The sequence below is a fragment of the Clostridium sp. JS66 genome, from assembly GCF_033561535.1.
Classification (GTDB): Bacteria; Bacillota; Clostridia; order Clostridiales; family Clostridiaceae; genus Clostridium_AM; species Clostridium_AM carboxidivorans.
In genome coordinates, this window is record NZ_CP131467.1 from 531,774 (window position 1) to 553,819 (window position 22,046).

Genomic DNA, 22,046 nt, shown 5'->3' on the forward strand with positions numbered 1-22,046 from the left:
AGTATTAAATATAAGATGTTAAGTGTATAATGGGATTTTCAAGCATATAATTATATGTAAAAAGTTCAGAAAATTAAATCTTATTTGAATAGAATTTAAATTAAGTTTAATTGTATTCAATTAGATTTTTGCTCAAATTATAAAAAGGTAATTTATCTTAAATTAATTAATATTATCACATTATAACTTTAACAAGGTGCAGTAATGCTGATTATTTGATATAATAGAGTGGTTGTTTATTAAAAATAGAATGTTTGCTTATTAAAAAATGTATTCATATATTTATTTTTTATAAAAGGAGGAAAAACATGGATAAGGGACAAGGAGTAGGAAACTCGAGTGAGGGCAAATTAAAGAGAGAATTGGGATTAGCTGCTGCTACTGCAATTGTAGTAGGAAATATTATTGGTTCTGGAATTTTTATGGCACCAGCATCTTTGGCAAGAGCATCCAATCCGAAAACTGCTATTTTGGCTTGGAGCATTACAGCTGTAGGATCTTTATTGATTGCATTGAGTTTTGGTAATATGGGAGCAGCTATGCCAAAAACAGGAGGTCCTATTGTTTATACTAGAGCAGCTTTTGGAGATTTTGCAGGTTTTCTAATTGCATGGAGTTATTGGATTGCAACTTGGGTTGGAAATGCAACTATTATTACTGCTTTTATGAGTTATTTTGTCTATTTTGTACCTCAAGCGAATACACCAATTATTGCATTTTTAGTAACTTCAGCAGTTCTTTGGATTTTTACTATAATTAATATTTTAGGTGTAAAGAATGCTGGAATTATTGGGATAGTTAGTACAATACTTAAAGTAGCAGCATTAGTGGTATTTATATTTATTGCTGCAGTTCATTTCAATCCTAAATTTTTAAATACTGTAGCTAAACCAGAATTATCAGGAATGGGAACTTTATCTGGAGCTATAGCAATAGCATTATGGTCTTTTGTAGGACTAGAAAGTGCAACAGTTCCAGCTGGAGAAATTAAGGATCCAGAAAAAAACATAAGAAAAAGTACTATATATGGTACTTTAATTGCAGCAGTTATTTATATTCTTATTAGCGTTGTTGCTATGGGAGCAATTGATCAAGCTTCACTTGCTAAATCAGATGCACCACTTGCAGATATTATAAATAATGTAACAGGTGGTTCATGGGGAGGTGCCTTTATTGCAATAGGAGCTATTATATCAACTTTAGGAGGAACTTCTGGTTGGATTATGACTACAGCTAGAAGTGCTTTTGCAGCAGGAGAGGATAGATTATTTCCAAAGGTATTTGCGAAAATTCATCCAAAGTATAATACACCAGCTGCAGCATTAATTATTAGTGGTATATGTGCTAACATACTATTAGTAATGAACTATGTTGGTACTTTAAGGTCAGCCTTTGATTTTATGATGCTGCTTGCAACTTTAGCATTTTTGCCTGCATATACTTTTACAACTGCAGCAGAGATAGTGCTCTTGACTAAGCATTCAAAGGATTTTAATTTTTGGAATTTCTTAAAAAGTTCATTTGTTACACTGATTGCATTAATATATTCTATATATGCAATTTATGGAACAGGAGCAGAGACAGTAATGTATGGATTTTTACTATTGCTCATGGGTATTCCAATTTACGTATATATGATGCTCCAAAATAATAAAGAAGATAAATCTGTAGATAAACTTAGAAAATCAGTAGGTTTAGATATATAGAATATTATCTATCAGATAAAAAATAATGTCCTAAAAGCTAATTTAGGACATTATTTTTTTTACTTACATTCACATTTACAATTGTCATTTAAAATTACTTTATATATTTGTTCATATCGATAAGTACAAGAACCGTTTTGCTGCATATCAGCACACAATTCTGTTTCAGAATAATAAATATCATTACCTCTAGTTAATATGGCTCTATATTTTTCAGAATCACTTAATTCATATACTTCTACAAAACCACTTTCGCTAGTAATATTTTGAGAACCGATTTTTATTGCTCTATCAAGCATAAGTTCAAGCTTTACTTTTTTATCAAGTATATCTTTCATAAGTTGTTTATAATCAATCATATATTTTACCCCCCTATTCCTTTTTATAATATTATATCATGATAATCATTATTTATAAATAGCAAATATTAAAGTTTTGAATATTTTAAAATAATAGTGCTATAAGTGGTTAGATATTGATTTTATAATGTTTAATTAAAAAAAGGTATTGATATAAAAGGAAAAGTATATAATAATAGAATTAATAGACAAAAGTAAAGGGGGAAAAATAGATGCCTTTATGGACAAAAGTAGTTTTGCAGGTTTTATTTTTCGTAATAATTTTTGTAGTTGTTTACAATCAATTAAAAATTCATGTATTATCAAAATTTCATCCAAATAAATGGATTATTTTGGCCATAGCAATATTAGCATTTTTTGTGCCTAATATAATAGCAAGTTATTATAAATACAACCTATCTGAAAGTGTATGGCAGTACTTACAGTCTGCAGTATTTATAGTTTTTTTCTTATGGTTTATAGATTTGAGAACTGGAGCTATGTATAATAAGGGTAGAAACGGTAATTCCAGAGGAAGAAATACAGTTATAAAGCCTAAAGCAAAACCTAATAGAGTAAACAAAAATAAGACTAATAATCAAAAATAGTTGAAATATTATATAATGGATTGCTGTAAAATGAATTAAATCCTTGTATAAAAACAAAAGCCATGCATAAATAGGAAAATAAACTTCCTTATATGCATGGTTTTTTATATTAACTTAAGCCTAACCCTTTTCTTTTATTCATTATATGAGCTTCTATATTGTTTGCCACTTCAACAGGATCATCTCCTAGCGCAATTTTTCCACCTGTTACATCCTCTGCTTTTTTAGTTAGAAGCTCTACAAGCTGAGGAGCTCCTGTCATGAAAGGAGTAGGAGATAGATGAGTATAAGCCCCATAAGCTAATGCAAAAATTCCATCTATAGTTGCTTTTTGTTCCATCCATTCTGGAGCAGTAACAGCTATTGGAAGATCAGATACATCAACATCCAAATGATCTGCCAGAGCAGTAACAAGCATAGATATTCTTCCTGTATCAGTACAAGTTCCAAAACTTAATACTGGAGGTATTTTTAACATATTACATACTTCTTTTAGCCCTTCACCAGCCATAGTATTAGCTGCTTCTACGGTACAAAGTCCTGCAACCTCAAGAGCATGGTTTCCACATCCTGCGCTGACAACTAATATATCTTTTTTTATAAGTTCTTTTGTAAGATTTATTGTCATGGAATCTTGAGGACCATTTCTTAGGGTGGAGCAGTTTGCAAGAGCTACAACTCCCTTAATTTTTCCAGCAGATATTACATCTACTAATGGATCAAGTTTATTACCAAGAGCCCCTAAAACAGCTTCAGTTGAAAAACCAGCTACAGCCTTTTGAACTTTTTTAGGAACCATTGGCTGAATTTTTCTTTCTTTTCTCTTTTTAAAATTTTCTATAGCAAGTTCAATTAATCTATCAGCCATGGTATTTACTTGAGAAGGATCATAAGGAATTTTTTCATCAAGACCTGGTAAATCAATTATAGTACTTACAGATACCAAAGTTACTTGATACTTTTCAGCGTACATATCTATAGCTGGTGGTGAGCAATTTTCTTCCATTGCAAATACATCCACAGTACCAGTAGCTAATAATGGTTCTATAGTAAGCCAGTTTCCCATATGACCTACGAATACATCATCTATTTCAAATCTTTGTAGTAGTTCTTGACCTGTTTCTATGGAACCTACTATTCTAAGACCTTTAGCCCCAGCAGCTTTTGCTTTTTCTTGAATTTCTTGCGTTCTTGATTTTAATATAGTGGCAACTCCAGGCCAAGGTTGATGACCATTAAATACTATATTTACGTATTCTGGATCCATGATTCCTAAATCCATATTAACTTCATGTGGTGTTGGTGTTCCAAACAGTATATCCTGCACCATTTCTAGACCTATCTGAGAGTTATATATAGTTGCTATACCAAGTCTAAGAGCTTTCATAGCCAAGGAAACGTGGCTTCCATCAACATTTGTAAGACAACTAGCTACACAATTTTGTTCCTCGTGAACTGTTCCACCAGGATATATATCCAGTTTTCTCCATAATTCTTTTCTCTTTTTTGGGGCAAAAGCTTCAACCATGATATTCTTATCTTCTACACCAATTCTTTGTTGATCTTCAAGTAGAACAGCTAATTCTATGGCCATATCATTAACTTCCTGACTTGTATTTATACCTACTTTTTCACACATCCATTTAAGTTTATTTACATCTGTAATTTTAAATGGAGTTTTTCCTTCAGCTGTAGCTTTTAATGTTCTAAAAGCTTCATAAGCATGATGACTATATGTACCTGCACCCATTATGTTTTTTAGAAGAAAGTTTCTCATTGCCATGGCATCAGGACCTATTCCACATACACCTTTGGTTTGACCTGTTTTTTCACTTATTCTACATGGACCATTTGAACATAATTGACAGCTTAAACCTTCAAGGCAAAATTTGCACCTAATTTTGTCTTGAAGAGCATATCTATCAAATGCATTAGACATTCCATCCTCTCTAATTCTTTTAAGCATTTCCTCTACAGAATCATGATAACTTACTCTACCTTCTGATTTTTCTAATATAGTTTCACTCATAAATTATTCACTCCTTTTACTATTATGACTAGTGCTAATAGTAAATTTTCCTATAATGAATTTAATTATACATTTCTAATTCTCCATAATTAAAATTATCTAGGTATGTATGAACAAAAACTTAATATAAGTGTATTGGGATACAGTAATATCATGTTTCTTGTGAAAAACTTAAAATTTGCATAAGAAGAAAAAATAATGTCGAAATATAATGTTTTTTATAAAAATATATTGACTAATTATATTTTAAGTGTTATTATCTTATTTGTAATTGAGTCGAAAATTATCAATAAACATATTATCGTGGACAAATTAAGTTTTGTTGATATGAAAGACTTATTATTAAATAATATCCCCTATTAAGCCACATGTTCCCCCATGTAGGCTTTTTTCTTATATATAATTTTAGGTACTATAAAGAAGAGTTTTAGTCTAATTTATCTTCTGCGTTAAAATGGTATGCTAAGCAGGTGATAATAGGATAAATACTCGATATGACATATTATAAAGGTGTCCTTTAAAGGACACCTTGTTTTAACTGCAACCAGTAGTAGAGCCACAATCCAGGCAAACCATACAAGTACCATTCCTGACCATTCTGGTACCGGAACAATTTGGGCAAGTAACATTGTAGAGTCTTTCACCATCGACTTTTTTTATTTTAATTTTGTTTTCTGGAATGTTAGATGAAGATACAGCAGTTTCAGTGCTTACATTTAAGGTATTTTCATCATAATTTTCGGGCTTAATCTGACATCTTGAAAAATCCCCAAGTTCAATATCTATAACTTTACTTATTAAATCAGATATTGAAGATACATTCTTTATATAAGGATGTTTTTGTACGAAACCATAAGGTTCGTATTTTTGACCTCTTAACATTCTTGCTATGTCCTGAGGCGGTACATGATATTGAAGCATTACAGAAACAGCTTTAGACAATGAATTTAAAAGTCCTGTTATTATAGTACCTTCTCTATCTGTAGTTATATATATTTCTGATATCTCACCATTTTCACGTCTGTTAACAGTAGTATATATTTTAACGTCATCAATTTGGGCAGGGTGAGTAGTACCACGTCTTATGCCTATAGGTTTATCTCGTCTTGAAGGCTTTATTCCTTTTTGTAAATCTTTAGCTTTTTGAAGAAGCTGTTTATAAGTTAAATCTTCAAGCTTTAAATCCACATTATCTGTAAGTGTAGTGTTTAAAGGTTGAGCAGCCTTGGAAGAATCTCTATAAAGAGCTATTCCTTTTACCCCTAATTTCCAAGAGGATAATACTATATTTTTAAAATCATCTATAGTAGCAGTTTTAGGTAAATTTACAGTTTTAGATATTGCTCCGGATATAAGTGGAGTTATTGAAGCTACCATAAGTACGTGTCCCATAGGAAGTATATATCTTTCTCCACTTCCACATCGATTAGAAGTATCAAAAATAGGCAAATGTTCTTCTTTTAAGTGTGGTGCACCTTCAATCTTGCCATCTAAAACTTTTTCATATGTAAATCCATTTTCTGTTACTGTTTCTTTTTCAAGTACATAGTCTAAAATATCTTCTACTTCATCATTTGAATATCCAAGATTTTTTAAAGCTACAGTTATAACAGGATTTATTATGGTTAAAAAGCCACCACCAGAAAGCTTTTTGTATACTATATGGCTAAAAAATGGTTCAATTGATGTAGCACCGCAGTCCATAGCAAATGATATAGTTCCAGTAGGAGCTATTACTGAAACTTGTGCATTTCTATATCCATATTCTTCACCATAGCTTAAAGCTTTACCCCAACAATCTTTAAGGCATAAACTTATGTATTTTAAACCTTCTTTATTTAAAATATTATGATCTACTTTTATTGGAGTATAATTTAAGCCTTCAAAATTATTTCCATATTTAGTTTTATTATTTTTAATAACATCATCAGGGTCAACTCCTGCAGCTCTTACATGATTTCTAATAACTCTCATCATATAGGGTTTATTTATTTCAAACTTCTTAAAGGCACCAATTTCTTTAGAAATCAAAGATGATGTATAATATGAATAACCTGTAAGAATTCCTATTAATGAAGATGCTATATTTCTAGCTTCATCAGAATCATAAGCATATCCCATAACCATAAAAAGTGATGCTACATTAGATATGCCAAGTCCAGTAGGTCTAAACAAGTAACTCTTTCTTGCAATATCTTCTGTTGGATACTGACCCCAGTGTATAGAAGCTTCAAGAATTAATTGAACTAGACTTATTACATGCAGATACCCATCTATATCAAATTTATGTGTAGTATTGTTATAAAATCTATATATATTTACAGAAGCCAAATTACAAGAAGAATCGTCTAAAAAGGCATATTCACCACATGGATTTGTTGAATTAATTCTATTATATGGAGCATTTAAAGCACCATCTTCTCCAGCGGGACAAGTATGCCAAGCGTTAAAGGTGTCACTAAATTGAGGAGCAGGATCAGCACATTGCCAAGACGAAGAATTGAAAGCTTCCCAAATATCAGATACACCAATAATTTTATCTAGTTTTGAATCAACTCTACCTTTAAGTTCTATGGTTTCATCAGAGGTATTGTTTAAATTTTGAACTTTATTCATAAAGTAATCTGAAAATCTAACAGAGTTATTGCTGTTTTGTCCGGAAACTGTTTCATAAGCTTCACCATCAATATCCATATCATAGCCCATTTTACCAAGAGCTCTTACTTTATTCTCTTCTTTAGCTTTCCAGGTCATGAAATCCATAATTTCAGGATGATCAACATCTAAACATACCATTTTGGCAGCTCTTCTTGTGGTACCACCAGACTTTATGGCGCCAGCATTTCTATCTAAGCCTTTTAAGAAGCTCATTAAGCCAGATGAAAAACCACCACCAGAAAGTTTTTCACCTTTCGCTCTTATAGAAGAAAAGTTAGTACCTGTTCCAGATCCTCCTTTAAAAAGTTTTGTTTCCGTAATATATTGGTCTGATATAGAGTGAGGGCCTAAAAGCTTATCCTCTATAGATAATATAAAACAAGCTGAAGCCTGAGTTCTGGTGTAGTTATCACAGGAATCAACTACCTTTTCTTTATTTTCATCAAAATAATAAAGACCTTGCTTACTGCCTTTTATATCATATGATTGAGCAAGACCTGTATTAAACCATTGAGGTGAGTTAGGTGCATACATTTGATTTAATAAGGCATATACACTTTCATCATAAAATATAGAAGCTTCTTTTTCTGTTTTTATAATACCTTCATCTTTTAAAGCTTCACACCAAAAATTAACCATCCTATGAGCTATGGATTTCATACTGTTTTCATAACCATTTTCATTAGGAACACCTGCTCTTCTAAAATATTTAGAAGCTATAATATCACAAGCTGTTTGTGAATATTGCTCAGGAAATTCTAAATCCTTCATATCAACTAGCACTTTACCACTTTTATGATCCTTTAGAAAAACATCTGTTTTCTTCCAGGTAAATAAGTCATAGACTGTCTTGTCAGAATTATTTTCTAATTCCTTTGTATAATATCTTTTAAATAAATCAGTAAGGGATTTCAAAATAAGTTTCCTCCTTGTATTATAAAACTATACTATATATAGTATAGTTATTGTAATGTGATACTATATGTAGTATATTTATTATAAAGTATATTTATGCTAAATTCAACAATAAATATTGTTAATAAACATTGATTATTTATAGTAAAAGGGTCTAATTTTAATATGTTTCCGTAGAACGTAGATAAATAGATAAAAGTGAATTTAGACAATACAATTTTTATTTGTTATAATATTATAAAAAATTTTTCCAAAGAGGTGTTAAAGTGATAATTAATTATAAAGATATAAAACCTGTAATAGACAAAAGTGTTTTTGTAGCACATAGTGCAGATGTTATAGGAAGGGTTACTTTGCTAGAAGATGTTGGTATTTGGTATGGCACTGTACTTAGGGGAGATTGCAACTCTATACATATAGGAAAAGGCAGCAATATTCAAGATAACTGTACTGTACATGTAGGAAATAATAGTTCTGTGGAAATAGGTGAATATGTAACTGTTGGACATAATGCTGTTATACATGGATGCAAAATTGGTAACAATTGCTTAATTGGTATGGGATCAATTATTTTAAATGATGCAGAAATAGGAGATGAAACTATTATAGGTGCAGGAAGTTTAGTAACTGAAAGAAAAAAAATACCTTCAGGAGTTTTATGTATGGGATCACCTGCAAGAGTTATACGTGAACTTACAGAAGATGAAAAAGAAAAAATTAGAAGTTCAGCTTTTGATTATATTAAAGAAGCTAATGATCATAAGTAATAGAGTATAGGTTTTAATAAAATGTACCCTATAGAGTAGACAAAGAAAAAAGAGTCTACCCTATAGGGTATTTTTGTTATAATAAAACAAGCTGAGATTGAGAGATTGGGGTAGGTTGAATGAGCAAGAAAATATTCACAAATGAAGAACTAGAAATACTATCTAAGAACAAATATGTTAAGCGCGTCAGCGCGAAGGGAATAACCTATACTGATGAATTTAAGCGCATCTTTATAAGTGAGGACGGAAAAGGCAAGTTTCCAAGGCTAATATTCGAAGAATGCGGATTTGACATAAATATTTTGGGGAAAAAGCGCATAGAAATGGCAGCTTATAGATGGCGTACTGCGTACAATAAGGAAGGTGTATTAGGATTACAGGATACCAGAAAAGATAATTCAGGGAGGCCTAGAGATACGGAACTCTCCATCGAAGAAAAATATGAACGTCTTAAGGCGCAAATTAGTTTGCTTAAAGCTGAGAATGAATTGTTAAAAAAACTCGATATGTTAGAAAGGGGGATGATGAAAAAGAAATAAGCCTACCGGCTGAACAGAAGTTCAATCTTATTAAGTTGGTAATTACAAAGCATAAGTTGAAAAACTTGATTAGTTATTTATGCAAAATAGTAGGTGTATCCCGTTCTGGATACTATAATTATTTTTCATCAAAATCCCATAGAGCAAGGAATAAACGCACTGGTAAGGATGAGATGTCGAGAGATATCATTCTAAAAGCATATAACTTTAAAGGACGCAAAAAAGGAGCTAAGCAAATAAAAATGACATTAGAAGGTGAATTTGGAATCGTATACAATTTAAAACGTATTCGAAGGATAATGATAAAGTACGGAATTATTTGTCCTATTAGAAAAGCAAATCCTTATAGAAGAATAATGAAAGCTACTAAAGAACATACCACCCTGCCTAATTTATTAAATAGGAATTTTAAACAAAATACACCTGGGAAGGTGCTTCTCACTGATATAACTTACTTATTTTACGGCAATGGTAAGAAAGCATATCTATCAACAATTAAGGATGGATCTACTAATGAAATTCTTTCATATAATCTATCAGATAAATTGACGCTTGACATAGCTACAGATACGATAGACAAACTAATAAATGAAGGACAAGTTAAACTTACTATAGATGCATTTATTCACTCTGATCAAGGTGCTCACTATACAAGTCCTAAGTTTCAAAGCCTAGTGAAAGGCTACCGCCTAGGACAATCCATGTCAAGGCGCGGTAATTGCTGGGATAATGCGCCGCAGGAATCGTTTTTTGGACACTTTAAAGATGAATCGTACATTAAGTCATGTGAAACTTTAAGTGAACTTAAGTGTTACGCGTCAAATTATTTAAGCTATTCAAAGTCAAATTATTTCAACCTAAATTAAGTAATAATATGGTAAAAATGCAGATTAAATAATCTTACGATAGAAAAAAATATGTAAAAAGTCAAATTAAATCAACCTTTCTTCACAATATCCACAATGTATAAAATATGAAAATTAGACAATTAATATAGGTATAAAAAAACACTGCCAAGTAAGCAGTGTTTAAAATTAAATTGTAAGGTCAATTTCGCTTTGAGCTTTATAAACTATTTCAGCATTAATAGAGGAAAGTTTTTGATTAGCACCAGAAATAAGACACATTCTCGTTAGAGAATTTAAAGGTCTTATAGAGCCATTTGTGGTTGAATACATAAGTTCAAATGCATCATCAGTAAAAATAGGTTCTATGCAGCCTGCGGCTTTAAGCATTGAAATTATGTAGGGTTTACATTCTTCTGGCGTTAGCCCTCGTAAGCAATAATTCATTAAAATTCGCTGGCGCAGCGCTTCATGAATTTGTCTGCTGAGTTGAAGTAAAAAGTTAGGTTGACCTGAAAGAATTAGCATAGCATAATTCTTTGAATCCATATTAAAGTTAAATATAATTCTTAAATCATCAAGGATGGAATTGCTTAAAAACTGACATTCATCTAATATAATGACTGGGGTTATATTTTTACTATGACTATAAGTGTATATAGCTTCCTGTATTTGTTTAAACATAGTAACTTTTTTACAGGCAGGAATTATTCCAAGACCATCACAAAGAGCTCTGTAAAAATCCATGACCGTTAAGGTCGAAATAGGAATATATATACATTTATATAAATTGGGGTTGAGTGAATTTACAAAATAACGGAGTAGGAAAGACTTACCTACTCCGGGTTCACCAGTAAGTACACCAATGCCCAAAACAGATTTTAAAAATTCTAATCTGCTTAATGCGTGATTAAAGTCTTGGAATTTAAAGCTGTGTGTTAAATCAATATTTTTATCAAATGGGTCAAAGGTTAACCCATAAAAAGTTTTATACATAATATCAACCTCCGGTTAGTTAGCTTTAAAGGCAGAAAAATCAACAGAATCATTATTAGATCTTCTAACCTTTGAGTTATCAATTTTTTTTAGTGGGAAAATAGTATCTGTAAGCTTAGCATCTTCAGAGAAGATGTATGCTTTATCAAGTGAAGTAGGATCATAACGAATATTTATTTTTTCTCTTACATACTTTAATGGAACTTCAAATAATTTAGTTCCTATGGATACTGTGGAGTCATTTTTAACAGTACGTTGAACTTTATATAAAAATAAATGATCAAGTTCACTTTTAGAGGAAACAAACCTTAAATTTTCAATATTATTCATATATTTATCAAAGGGTGTAGAATTTATTGATGAATGAAAGGTTTTGTTATAGTGATTAACATAAGTCAATAGAGATTCATTCAAAATGTCTATTGACTTAAAATCACCCCAGTTTATTGAATTCATCCATTGTTTTTGCATTGTTTGAAACCACCTTTCAATTTTACCTTTCGATTGAGGAGAATATGGCCTAGCAAAGCTTAAAATAGACCCAAGTGAAGCACATATAAGTTGAAACTGTTCACTTTTATATATCTTTCCGTTATCAACAAAAACTTTTTTAGGAATACCTTTAGATGCTACCGCATCTTTAAAAACAGCCATAAGAGACAATAAATCATCTTTAAAAAATACTTTACATCCAACAATAAGCCTACTAGCATCATCAAGGAAAGCTATAATATAAGTTTTATATTTTCTGCCTTGAATAGTGAGATAAGGTCCAACAGATACATCAGACTGCCAACATTCATTCGCATATTCAAATTCAAAGGCTCTTCTATCTTGAGGCGCCAGCTTTTGAGGTGCTATATTAGCCTGTTTTATGAATCTAGTTATTGTAGAAAGAGATATATTGTTTTCATTTTCAAATCCTTTGGCAATAACTTCATGATATATATGTTTAGCAGTTTTTTTGGGGGAATTAATTTTGCAGTTTATAATGAACTGCTTTGTTTCTTGCGAAATTTTTCTTGAACAACCTTTGTCATCTCTTGTTTTAGGATATAAACCGTCTATACCATGTTTCCTATATAAGGTTAACCAACCTTTAATTGTAGCCGGAGAATACTCTTTTCTTCCGCCGTTAGGCATAGTATAAGATTTAGCAGCAATTTCTGATAAATATTCTTTAACAGAAGATTGAGTAAAAGTATTAGTAATTATAGGTGCAATTAGAGAGTATCTAAACAGAGCTATTTTTTGGCTTAATTCATGAGATATCATAATTAAATGCCTCCTTCAACTTTGAGTTTATTTTCATTTTTAATTATGTACCTCAATAATCAGCCTTAACCGTTAAAAGTTGTGTGGAAAAATATAAGAACTTCAAAATAAAATTTAAAAGTTGAGACAAGTTTTAAGTAAATAAGCATTAAAAAAATAAGAAGTGTTTAATTTGATAAAGGGCAAAAAAACTAAAGCTTCTGTAATTAAGGTTTACAGAAAAAATATTTAGGCATATCTAAGAAAAATCTTAAATTAAAATCATATCTTAAACGTGAAAAATCAGTAATCATTGTAAGTAAATTGGATGGAAAAACATTTTTGGTATCAGGGCAAAATATTTTAAGTTGTGCAAAAAATAGGCGAATAGCCGTTAAAGAAGTTATTAGTCTGCTTTTCCAAAATGATAAATGAGTTTTGTTTATGGATAACATACAATTTATAGAGTTAACAAACTTAATAATTTTGCTAAATGAGTAATTAAATTTAAACATAATAATAAGGCAAGTTAATATAACATGATAGGTGTATTGTCTATAAGGTATTATGAAACTTGGAATAAGAGAGTACGTCTTATGGCATGATTTGCACCTATATCTAATGATAACTACTCTATAAGCTTTGTTAAATGTAATCAAATTTCTATAGTAGAATCCATGTCTATATAGTTTTCCTTCATATCCGCATGCTTCGCATCCATATTTTATGGGAAACCTATTATACTTATTAAGCTTATTATATTTTCTTATGCCGTAAGGCATCTTTATTATTTCTATCACTTTTTTTCAGTCCTATAAAATTTTTTTATATTTTTAAATTATAGTCAGATTAAATAATCTTATTCTTTTTGTGTCAGATTATTTAATCTGACGTAAAAAGAAAGGCTATTATAATTTACTTTTTTTGAACCTGTTATTAAGCAAATAAATTGCTTAATAACACTTAAGGAAGAAATCGAAAACTACATGTTTTACTATAATAACTATAGATATCAATGGGGACTAAAAAAGATGACTCCTGTACAATACAGAAATCATCTTCTTAATTTAAAATAACTCTTTTTTTATTGTCCTTGACAAAGGGCACACTTTATAAGGCCATGCTCTTTTTATTTTAGAAACATATAAACTAGACAACGTTATGTAAAATATATCCTTGTAAAGAATAAACTAGAAGAATTATAATAAAATTTAAAGAATAGATAAATAATAATGTTTCTTTTTATATATTTCAAGAATCAAAGGGGGGGATATATATGAAAAAAGAAGATAGAATACTTGGAGGATTATTTGGAGTAGCCTGTGGGGATGCATTAGGTGGAACACTAGAATTTCTTTCTAAAAAAGAGGGCAAAGAAGAATATGGATATTTGAAAGAAATAATTGGTGGAGGTGTTTGGAATTTAAAGCCAGGAGAGGTTACGGATGATACCATGATGACTATTGCAGTAGCTGAAGGCATATTAGAAAATCCTAAAGATCCTCTAAAATGTATAGGAAAAAACTTTATTAGTTGGTATGATACTGATCCTAAGGATGTTGGAAATACTGTAAAACTTGCAATGGAAGGATATAAAAAATACAATAGTTGGAAGAAGGCATCTTCTTATGCACATAAACAGCTAAACCAACATTCAGCAGGAAATGGAACCTTAATGAGATGTATTCCTGTAGCTCTCTATTATGATGATTTGAAAAAGGTAATAAAAATAAGCAAGGAACAATCTATGCTTACCCATTATGATGAAAAAGCAGCTGAAGCTTGTGAATTGTATAATACAATAATTTATAGATATTTAAATGGTGATGAAAAGCTAAAGGTAATAGAAGAAGAAACTTTAAAATATCAAGATTACGAAGATATAATTTCTACTAAAAAAATAGAATTGAGTCCTTCTGGATATGTGGTTGACACATTACAATGCGCTTTGTGGTGTTTTATAAACACTAGCAATTCAGAAGATGCTATTTGTGAAGCAGTAAATATTTATGGAGATCCAGATACTATTGGAGCAATAGCAGGAGGATTAGCAGGAGTTTACTATGGAATTGATAATATACCTAAAAGATGGAGAGAAAAGATATTAGTTAAAGATAAGTTAAATGAAATTGGAAAAAAGATAGAAGATAAGATAGTCAAAAAGAATTGTATATAATACTAATTAAGTGATAGTAACTATTTAACTAATAGGATATAATATATTAGATTAAAATATTATATCTATTCATATAGGGAGTTGAAGTTAAGTGATAAACATAGGAGAATTTAATACCTTAAAGATTGTTAGAAAAGCGGATTTCGGTTACTATTTAGATGCAGGTACAGGGAATACTAGTGATGATATACTTTTACCCAATAAAAGTGCGTTAGAAAAAGAAATTTCTATAGGTGATGAAGTTAATGCTTTTATATATAGGGATTCAAAAGATAGAATTATAGCTACTTTAAAAGAGCCTATAGCCCAAGTTGGAGAAATTGCATACCTTAAAGTGGTATCCAAAACTAAAATAGGAAGCTTTGTAGATTTTGGAATGGAAAGAGATATTTTTGTTCCAATGAAAGAACAAGTTTATAGATTGGAAATAGGTAACTATTATTTGTTCTATATATACTTAGACAAAACAAATAGAATTGCAGCTACTACAGATATAGATAGATACTTAGAAAATTTAAATGTTGAAGAAACAGATGAGATTTTAAATGGTAAGTATAGAGTAGGGGACGATGTTACAGGGATTATCTATGGTTTTCAAACTAATAGAAGTGCTATGGTAGCTATAGATAAAACCTATAGAGGAGTAATACTTAAAAATGAATATTTTGTAGATTTAAAAGAAGGATATGAGTTAAAACTTAGAGTTAAAAAAATATATGAGGATGGAAGAATGGGTCTTACTCCAAGAAAAAGAGCTGTGGATGAGAGAACGGAGCTTCAGGAAAATATAGTTCAATATCTTAAGAAACACAATGGAAGTATGTCTTTTAATGATAAAAGTTCTCCAGAAGATATAAGAGAAGTATTTCATGAGAGCAAGAATTATTTTAAAAATGCCTTAGGAGGACTTATGAAGCAGGGAATTATAGAACAAGACGAGAATGGAACAAGGCTGAAGTAATATTTGTGTAACTTAATAAATATCTTTGATGCAAAAATACATCATTGGTGCGAAAAGTCACCACTGGTGTATTTTTGTTGTTTTTCGTACATTTTACAGTCATATTATCATAAAAGAAACAAAAAATAAGTGCGAAATAGAAATTGGAGCTGATTTTAGTTGAAAAGAAAATTAATGATATTATTTATGATTATAATCCTCACAACAAATAGTGTGCTTGCTAAACAAAACAGATATGAAGTACATTTTTTAGATACGGGGCAAAGTGATTGTATATTAATAAAAACAGATATTAATAATTACCTAATAGATACAGGAGCGTCTTATTATTCTGATAAAATTTTAAAGTATTTAGATGCAAATGAAATTAATAAGATAGATACAGTGATTTTAACTCATTACCATGATGATCATTATGGTGGATTATTAGCAATAGCAGAGAGTAAAAAGATAAACAAGGTATTGTTGCCAATGCATGATGATAAAATCAAATACACAATTTACAAGCAATTGACTAAAAAGGGTATTAGTGTGAAATATATACCTAATAATTATATTTTAAAAGAAGAAAAAATGAATTTAAAGGCTTTAACTCCATTTAAAGAGGATAAAAGAATAGAAAATAATAATTCTATAATATTACAAGGTGAAATAGATGGGATAAATTATTTATTTGCCGCTGATTGTGAAAAAACAGAAGAAGAGTATATGATAAATAATAATAAGATAAGTCATTGTGATATTTTAAAGGTGCCACATCATGGTTTAAACACAAGTAGTACAGAAGGTTTTTTAAAAAAAGCTTCTCCTAAAATTGCAATAATAACTTCTAATGGTGTGGAGAGTCCGGAAAATAAGGCTTTAAATAGAATAAGTAACATAGGAAGTATAGTTATAAGAACAGATCTACAAGGAGATATAGTAATTAAAAATGGAAATTTACAAATGACAAGATCTGATTTAAGCATAAAAATCAAGTAATTGAGATTTAAAAATTAGATTTGAGGTTATAGCATATTAAATCAAAGGCCTTAAATCTAATTTTTTTATTAAAAGTATAATTTATATAAAGTTATTATAGGTTTGTGTTTTGTGAATAGATCACATCAATATTGGTATGATTTTTGCTATATAAAATATAATATGAGGGGTGATTATGTTGGAATATAAAAATGTTAAATTAGAAAAGAAAAGTCATATTGGTATATTAACTATTAATAGATCTAAGGCATTAAATGCATTAAACACTGAAGTATTGACTGAAATTGATCAGTGTATAGATGAAGCTAACAACGATGAAAATGTTTACGTAATTATAGTAACAGGGGAAGGAAAAGCTTTTGTAGCTGGAGCAGATATAGCAGAAATGAAAGATAAAACTCCAGAGCAGGCAAGAAAGTTTGCTGAATTAGGATTGGCTGTATTTAGAAAAATAGAACTTCTGGAAAAACCAGTGATTGCAGCCGTTAATGGCTTTGCATTAGGTGGTGGATGTGAATTATCTATGAGTTGTGATATAAGAATAGCTTCAGAAAAAGCTAAATTTGGACAACCAGAAGTTGGCTTAGGAATTATACCTGGATTTGCAGGAACACAAAGACTTTCAAGATTAGTAGGACCAGGAAAAGCAAAAGAATTGATATATACGGCAGATATGATTAAAGCTGAAGAAGCTGAAAAAATAGGATTAGTTAATAAAGTAGTTGCATCTGAAGAATTAATGAATGAAGCAAAGGCAATGGCAGAGAAAATTATTTCAAATGCTCAAGCTGCTATAAGATATGCAAAGATAGCAATAAATAAAGGTTTTGAAACTGACATTGACACAGGGATGACAATTGAAAATAATTTATTCAGTTTATGCTTTGCAACAGAAGATCAAAAAGAAGGAATGGGAGCTTTTTTAGAAAAAAGAAATCCAATTTTCACATTAAAGTAAATTGGGAGATTAATTATAAATTTATTATTGGAGGCTGTATGTAATGAAAGTATTTGTATTAGGGGCAGGAACAATGGGAGCTGGAATTGTCCAAACATTTGCCCAAGCAGGATATGAAGTAGTAATAAGAGATATTGAAGATAAATTTGTTGAAAGAGGAATTTTAAACATTACTAAAAATCTTGATAGAAGCCTTAAAAAAGGAAAAATTACTGAAGATGTTAAAAATGAAGTTCTTGGTAGAATAAAACCTACTACAGATATGAATTTAGCAAAGGATGCAGATCTTGTAGTAGAAGCAGCCATAGAAAATATGGATATTAAAAAGAAAATATTTGCTGAATTAGATGGAATTTGTAAGGCAGAAGCAATACTTGCTACAAACACATCATCATTATCAATTACAGAAGTGGCAAGTGCAACAAAAAGACCAGACAAGGTTATAGGAATGCATTTCTTTAATCCAGTGCTAGTAATGAAACTAGTAGAGGTCATAAAGGGAATTTGTACTTCAAAGGAAACTAAGGATACAGTGGTTAAATTAGCAAAGAAAATAGGAAAAGAACCAGTAGAAGTAGAAGAAGCTCCAGGATTTGTAGTTAATAGAATACTTATCCCTATGATAAATGAAGCTGTAGGAATATTAGCAGATGGAGTTGCAACAGCAGAAGATATAGATTTAGCGATGAAGCTAGGAGCTAACCATCCAATGGGACCTTTAGCACTAGGAGATTTAATTGGTATAGATGTATGTTTAGCAATTATGAAAATTTTATATAAAGAATTTGGAGATTTAAAATACAGACCTAATCCATTATTAATAAAAATGGTAAGAGGTAAATTATTAGGGAGAAAAACTGGAAAAGGATTTTATGATTATACAAAATAAAAAGGTTTTAGGAGGAGTTAATGTGAGAGAAATAGTTATAGCTAGCGCTGTTAGAACAGCAGTAGGAAAGTTTGGAGGAACATTAAAGGATGTACCAGCAGTTGAATTAGGAGCAGTTGTAATTAAAGAAGCATTAAAAAGAGCCAATGTAAAACCAGAATTAGTTGATGGAGTCATAATGGGAAATGTGCTTCAAGCAGGACTTGGACAAAATCCAGCAAGACAAGCATTGATAAAAGCAGGAATTCCAGACAGCGTAACTGGATTTACAATAAACAAGGTTTGCGGCTCAGGACTTAGAGCAGTAAGTTTAGCAGCTCAGATAATAAAAGCAGAAGATGCAGATATTGTAGTAGCAGGTGGAATGGAAAATATGTCAGCAGCACCATATCTAATTCCAAAAGCAAGATGGGGACAGAGAATGGGCGATGGAAAATTAGTTGACGAAATGATAACAGATGGTCTATGGGATGCATTTAATGGATATCATATGGGGATAACAGCAGAAAATATAGCTGAAAAATGGAATATAACAAGAGAAATGCAAGATGAATTTTCAGCAGCATCACAACAAAAGGCAGAAGCTGCTATTAAAGAAGGAAAATTCAAGGATGAAATAGTGCCTGTAGTAATAAAGACTAAAAAGGGAGAAGTAGTATTTGATACAGATGAATTCCCTAGGTTTGGAACAACTGTTAAATCACTAGGAAAATTGAGACCAGCTTTCAAGAAGGATGGAACAGTAACAGCAGGAAATGCATCAGGAATAAATGATGCAGCAGCAGCAATAGTAGTTATGAGTGCAGATAAAGCAAAAGAATTGGGAATAAAACCAATGGCTAAGATAGTATCCTATGGATCAAAAGGATTAGATCCATCAATAATGGGATACGGACCATTCCATGCAACAAAGAAAGCATTGGAAAAAGCTAATTTAACAATAGAAGATATAGATTTAATAGAAGCAAATGAAGCATTTGCAGCACAAAGTTTAGCAGTAGCAAAGGATTTAAAATTTGATATGAGCAAGGTAAATGTAAATGGAGGAGCAATATCAATAGGACATCCAATAGGAGCGTCAGGGGCTAGAATATTAACAACACTTTTATATGAAATGCAGAAAAGAGATGCCAAGAAAGGCTTAGCAACTTTATGTATAGGTGGAGGAATGGGAACAGCTGTAATAGTTGAAAAATGCTAGTTATAAAAAACTATTGTAATTATTGAAAAGTAAAATAGTATGATAATAAATTAAACAGTGTAAGCTTGAGACCTTTATAAGGCTTGAGACTTCGATGCTATTTAATTTTAAATATATTATTTGGGGCTGTTGCACTAAATAATTTATGTACACTACGTTGTTTGGTAAATTAAAAACCAATATAACAAGTTGTAGTAATTACCCTTAATGCAACATCCTCATATATAAACAGTTCATGTATTGTTTAATAAAAATAAAATAGAATTAGGAGGACTTTTTATGGATTTTACATTGACAAAGGAACAAGAACTTGTAAAACAAATGGTAAGAGAATTTGCTGAAAATGAAGTTAAACCATTAGCTGCCGAAATAGATGAAACAGAAAGATTTCCAATGGAAACAGTGGAGAAGATGGCTAAATACGGCATGATGGGAATACCATTTTCAGAAGAATACGGTGGAGCAGGTGGAGATGTTCTTTCATACATAATAGCTGTAGAAGAATTATCAAGGGTTTGTGGAACTACAGGGGTTATTTTATCAGCACATACATCTCTTTGTGCATCTGTAATAAAAGAACATGGTACAGAAGAACAAAAGAAAAAATATTTAATACCTCTTGCAAAGGGTGAAAAAATAGGAGCATTTGGTTTAACAGAGCCAAACGCAGGAACAGATGCATCAGGACAGCAAAGTCAGGCAATTCTTGAGGGAGACCATTATATATTAAATGGGCAAAAAATATTTATAACAAATGGTGGAGTTGCAGATATATTCATAGTTTTTGCAATGACAGATAGAAGTAAAGGAAATAAAGGAATAACAGGATTTATATTAGAAAAAGGTATGCCAGGCTTCTCAATAGGAAAAGTTGAAAACAAAATGGGAATAAGAGCATCATCAACAACAGAACTTATATTTGAAGATGTTAAAGTACCAGTTGAAAATATGATAGGAAAAGAAGGAAAAGGCTTTGGTATAGCAATGAAGACTCTAGACGGAGGAAGAATTGGTATAGCAGCACAAGCATTAGGCTTGGCAGAAGGAGCTTTGGATGAAGCTATAAAATATATTAAGGAAAGAAAGCAGTTTGGAAGAGCATTAAGTAAGTTCCAGGGATTGGCATGGGCAGTAGCAGAAATGGATACAAAAATAGAAGCTGCAAGACATCTAGTATATAAAGCAGCAATGAAAAAGGAAAAGGGACTTCCATATACAATAGATGCAGCAAGAGCAAAACTATTTGCAGCAGATATAGCAATGGAAGTAACAACAAAGGCAGTACAGTTATTCGGAGGCTATGGATATACTAAGGATTATCCGGTAGAAAGAATGATGAGAGATGCTAAGATAACAGAAATATACGAAGGAACATCACAGGTTCAAAAGATGGTTATATCAGGAAGCAGATTAAGATAGGAGGTTTTTTAAATGAATATAGTTGTTTGCTTAAAACAAGTACCAGATACAACAGAAGTAAAAATAGATCCAAAGACAGGAACATTAATAAGAGAAGGGGTTCCATCAATAATAAATCCAGATGATAAAAATGCACTAGAAGAAGCATTAGTATTAAAGGAAAATGAAGGTGCAAAGGTTACAGTAGTAAGTATGGGACCACCACAGGCACAGGTAGCATTAAGAGAAGCAATAGCAATGGGAGCTGATGAAGCAATATTGTTATCAGATAGAGCTTTTGGTGGAGCAGATACATTGGCAACATCACATGCATTAGCAGCAGCAATAAAGAAACTAGATTATGATATAGTATTTGCAGGAAGACAGGCAATAGATGGAGATACAGCACAAGTAGGACCAGAAATAGCAGAACATCTTGGAATAGCTCAGGTTACATATGTTGAAAAAGTGGACATAGATGGAGATAAAATAAAGGTTAGAAAAGCATGGGAAGACGGATATGAAGATTTAACAGTAAAAGCACCAGTGCTTTTAACAGCAATAAAAGAGTTAAATGTACCAAGATACATGCATATGAAGAATATATTCAAGACCTTTGAAAAAGAGATAAAAGTATGGACTGCAAATGATATAGATGGAGATAAATCCCTTCTAGGATTATCAGGCTCACCAACAAAGGTAAAGAAATCCTCAACAAAGGAAGCAAAGGGTGCAGGAGAACTTGTAAATAAACCATTTAAAGAAGCAGCAGCTTATGCAGTTTCAAAATTAAAAGAAAAACACTATGTATAAATTAGGAGGTTTTT

Annotated in this window: 18 protein-coding genes and 1 pseudogene; 13 read left to right on the plus strand and 6 right to left on the minus strand. The window is 31.0% G+C overall.

Going from position 1 to position 22,046, the window contains the following annotated elements:
- The first annotated feature begins 308 nt into the window (after positions 1-308).
- Positions 309-1,706 carry an APC family permease gene (locus Q6H37_RS02450; RefSeq protein ID WP_318739004.1) on the plus strand — a complete coding sequence of 466 codons (1,398 nt, stop codon included), beginning with the start codon at positions 309-311 and terminating at the stop codon, positions 1,704-1,706.
- Between the two features lie 59 nt (positions 1,707-1,765).
- Here the strand turns inward: Q6H37_RS02450 and Q6H37_RS02455 are convergent, their stop codons facing one another.
- A complete protein-coding gene (locus tag Q6H37_RS02455) occupies positions 1,766-2,065 on the minus strand; it encodes a hypothetical protein (RefSeq protein WP_318739005.1) in 300 nt (99 codons plus the stop codon).
- Positions 2,066-2,277: 212 nt separating this feature from the next.
- Here Q6H37_RS02455 and Q6H37_RS02460 point away from each other — a divergent pair, with 212 nt between their 5' ends.
- Complete coding sequence (locus Q6H37_RS02460) at positions 2,278-2,652, plus strand: hypothetical protein (protein ID WP_318739006.1); 375 nt, start codon at positions 2,278-2,280, stop codon at positions 2,650-2,652.
- A gap of 109 nt (positions 2,653-2,761) precedes the next feature.
- Here the strand turns inward: Q6H37_RS02460 and cooS are convergent, their stop codons facing one another.
- Positions 2,762-4,681, minus strand: a complete 1,920-nt coding sequence (cooS, locus tag Q6H37_RS02465) for an anaerobic carbon-monoxide dehydrogenase catalytic subunit (RefSeq protein ID WP_318739007.1) — start codon at positions 4,679-4,681, stop codon at positions 2,762-2,764.
- A gap of 534 nt (positions 4,682-5,215) precedes the next feature.
- Positions 5,216-8,254, minus strand: a complete 3,039-nt coding sequence (locus tag Q6H37_RS02470) for a vitamin B12-dependent ribonucleotide reductase (protein ID WP_318739008.1) — start codon at positions 8,252-8,254, stop codon at positions 5,216-5,218.
- A 266-nt stretch (positions 8,255-8,520) separates the two neighbouring features.
- On the opposite strand from Q6H37_RS02470, the gene Q6H37_RS02475 reads away from it, so the two are divergent.
- Positions 8,521-9,021: a gamma carbonic anhydrase family protein gene (locus Q6H37_RS02475; RefSeq protein WP_318739009.1), complete on the plus strand. Its 501-nt coding sequence runs from the start codon at positions 8,521-8,523 to the stop codon at positions 9,019-9,021.
- Between the two features lie 119 nt (positions 9,022-9,140).
- Positions 9,141-10,426 (plus strand): IS3 family transposase gene (locus Q6H37_RS02480; RefSeq protein ID WP_412523899.1). Its coding sequence is split into 2 segments (ribosomal slippage): positions 9,141-9,528 and positions 9,528-10,426, totalling 1,287 coding nucleotides; the frame shifts between segments, so codons are not numbered across the junction.
- Between the two features lie 168 nt (positions 10,427-10,594).
- Here the strand turns inward: Q6H37_RS02480 and Q6H37_RS02485 are convergent.
- The 3 genes from Q6H37_RS02485 to Q6H37_RS02495 form a co-directional block, all read right to left on the minus strand.
- A complete protein-coding gene (locus Q6H37_RS02485) occupies positions 10,595-11,401 on the minus strand; it encodes an ExeA family protein (protein ID WP_318733562.1) in 807 nt (268 codons plus the stop codon).
- 15 nt (positions 11,402-11,416) lie between these two features.
- Positions 11,417-12,676 carry a DDE-type integrase/transposase/recombinase gene (locus Q6H37_RS02490; protein ID WP_318734736.1) on the minus strand — a complete coding sequence of 420 codons (1,260 nt, stop codon included), beginning with the start codon at positions 12,674-12,676 and terminating at the stop codon, positions 11,417-11,419.
- Between the two features lie 206 nt (positions 12,677-12,882).
- The gene (locus Q6H37_RS02495; RefSeq protein ID WP_318742904.1) at positions 12,883-13,437 is read right to left on the minus strand and encodes a DUF6431 domain-containing protein; all 555 of its coding nucleotides are present in this window, start codon (positions 13,435-13,437) and stop codon (positions 12,883-12,885) included.
- A gap of 180 nt (positions 13,438-13,617) precedes the next feature.
- Between Q6H37_RS02495 and Q6H37_RS02500 the strand changes: the two are divergent.
- The 9 genes and pseudogenes from Q6H37_RS02500 to Q6H37_RS02540 form a co-directional block, all read left to right on the plus strand.
- A pseudogene (locus Q6H37_RS02500) lies at positions 13,618-13,731 on the plus strand (IS3 family transposase); the annotation flags it as partial.
- A gap of 200 nt (positions 13,732-13,931) precedes the next feature.
- On the plus strand, positions 13,932-14,831 hold the full coding sequence (locus Q6H37_RS02505; protein WP_318739011.1) for an ADP-ribosylglycohydrolase family protein: 900 nt from the start codon (positions 13,932-13,934) through the stop codon (positions 14,829-14,831).
- 91 nt (positions 14,832-14,922) lie between these two features.
- Positions 14,923-15,792, plus strand: a complete 870-nt coding sequence (locus tag Q6H37_RS02510; RefSeq protein ID WP_318739012.1) for a S1 RNA-binding domain-containing protein — start codon at positions 14,923-14,925, stop codon at positions 15,790-15,792.
- 159 nt (positions 15,793-15,951) lie between these two features.
- Positions 15,952-16,773, plus strand: a complete 822-nt coding sequence (locus Q6H37_RS02515) for a ComEC/Rec2 family competence protein (protein WP_318739013.1) — start codon at positions 15,952-15,954, stop codon at positions 16,771-16,773.
- A 178-nt stretch (positions 16,774-16,951) separates the two neighbouring features.
- Positions 16,952-17,731: a short-chain-enoyl-CoA hydratase gene (locus Q6H37_RS02520; protein ID WP_318742906.1), complete on the plus strand. Its 780-nt coding sequence runs from the start codon at positions 16,952-16,954 to the stop codon at positions 17,729-17,731.
- Positions 17,732-17,774: 43 nt separating this feature from the next.
- Entirely contained in the window at positions 17,775-18,620 is an 846-nt protein-coding gene (locus Q6H37_RS02525; protein ID WP_318739014.1) for a 3-hydroxybutyryl-CoA dehydrogenase, read from the plus strand.
- Between the two features lie 22 nt (positions 18,621-18,642).
- Positions 18,643-19,821, plus strand: coding sequence for an acetyl-CoA C-acetyltransferase (locus Q6H37_RS02530; protein ID WP_318739015.1), 1,179 nt, complete (start codon positions 18,643-18,645; stop codon positions 19,819-19,821).
- A 279-nt stretch (positions 19,822-20,100) separates the two neighbouring features.
- A complete protein-coding gene (locus Q6H37_RS02535) occupies positions 20,101-21,240 on the plus strand; it encodes an acyl-CoA dehydrogenase (RefSeq protein ID WP_318739016.1) in 1,140 nt (379 codons plus the stop codon).
- A gap of 12 nt (positions 21,241-21,252) precedes the next feature.
- A complete protein-coding gene (locus Q6H37_RS02540) occupies positions 21,253-22,032 on the plus strand; it encodes an electron transfer flavoprotein subunit beta/FixA family protein (RefSeq protein ID WP_318739017.1) in 780 nt (259 codons plus the stop codon).
- The last annotated feature ends 14 nt before the right edge of the window (positions 22,033-22,046 follow it).

Bases quoted from the DNA above. Each gene is read 5' to 3' on its own strand.
- Q6H37_RS02450 (WP_318739004.1), top strand. From the start codon at position 309: ATGGATAAGGGACAAGGAGTAGGAAACTCGAGTGAGGGCAAATTAAAG.
- Q6H37_RS02455 (WP_318739005.1), bottom strand. From the start codon at position 2,065: ATGATTGATTATAAACAACTTATGAAAGATATACTTGATAAAAAAGTA.
- Q6H37_RS02460 (WP_318739006.1), top strand. From the start codon at position 2,278: ATGCCTTTATGGACAAAAGTAGTTTTGCAGGTTTTATTTTTCGTAATA.
- cooS (WP_318739007.1), bottom strand. From the start codon at position 4,681: ATGAGTGAAACTATATTAGAAAAATCAGAAGGTAGAGTAAGTTATCAT.
- Q6H37_RS02485 (WP_318733562.1), bottom strand. From the start codon at position 11,401: ATGTATAAAACTTTTTATGGGTTAACCTTTGACCCATTTGATAAAAAT.
- Q6H37_RS02490 (WP_318734736.1), bottom strand. From the start codon at position 12,676: ATGATATCTCATGAATTAAGCCAAAAAATAGCTCTGTTTAGATACTCT.
- Q6H37_RS02495 (WP_318742904.1), bottom strand. From the start codon at position 13,437: ATGCCTTACGGCATAAGAAAATATAATAAGCTTAATAAGTATAATAGG.
- Q6H37_RS02505 (WP_318739011.1), top strand. From the start codon at position 13,932: ATGAAAAAAGAAGATAGAATACTTGGAGGATTATTTGGAGTAGCCTGT.
- Q6H37_RS02525 (WP_318739014.1), top strand. From the start codon at position 17,775: ATGAAAGTATTTGTATTAGGGGCAGGAACAATGGGAGCTGGAATTGTC.
- Q6H37_RS02535 (WP_318739016.1), top strand. From the start codon at position 20,101: ATGGATTTTACATTGACAAAGGAACAAGAACTTGTAAAACAAATGGTA.
- Q6H37_RS02540 (WP_318739017.1), top strand. From the start codon at position 21,253: ATGAATATAGTTGTTTGCTTAAAACAAGTACCAGATACAACAGAAGTA.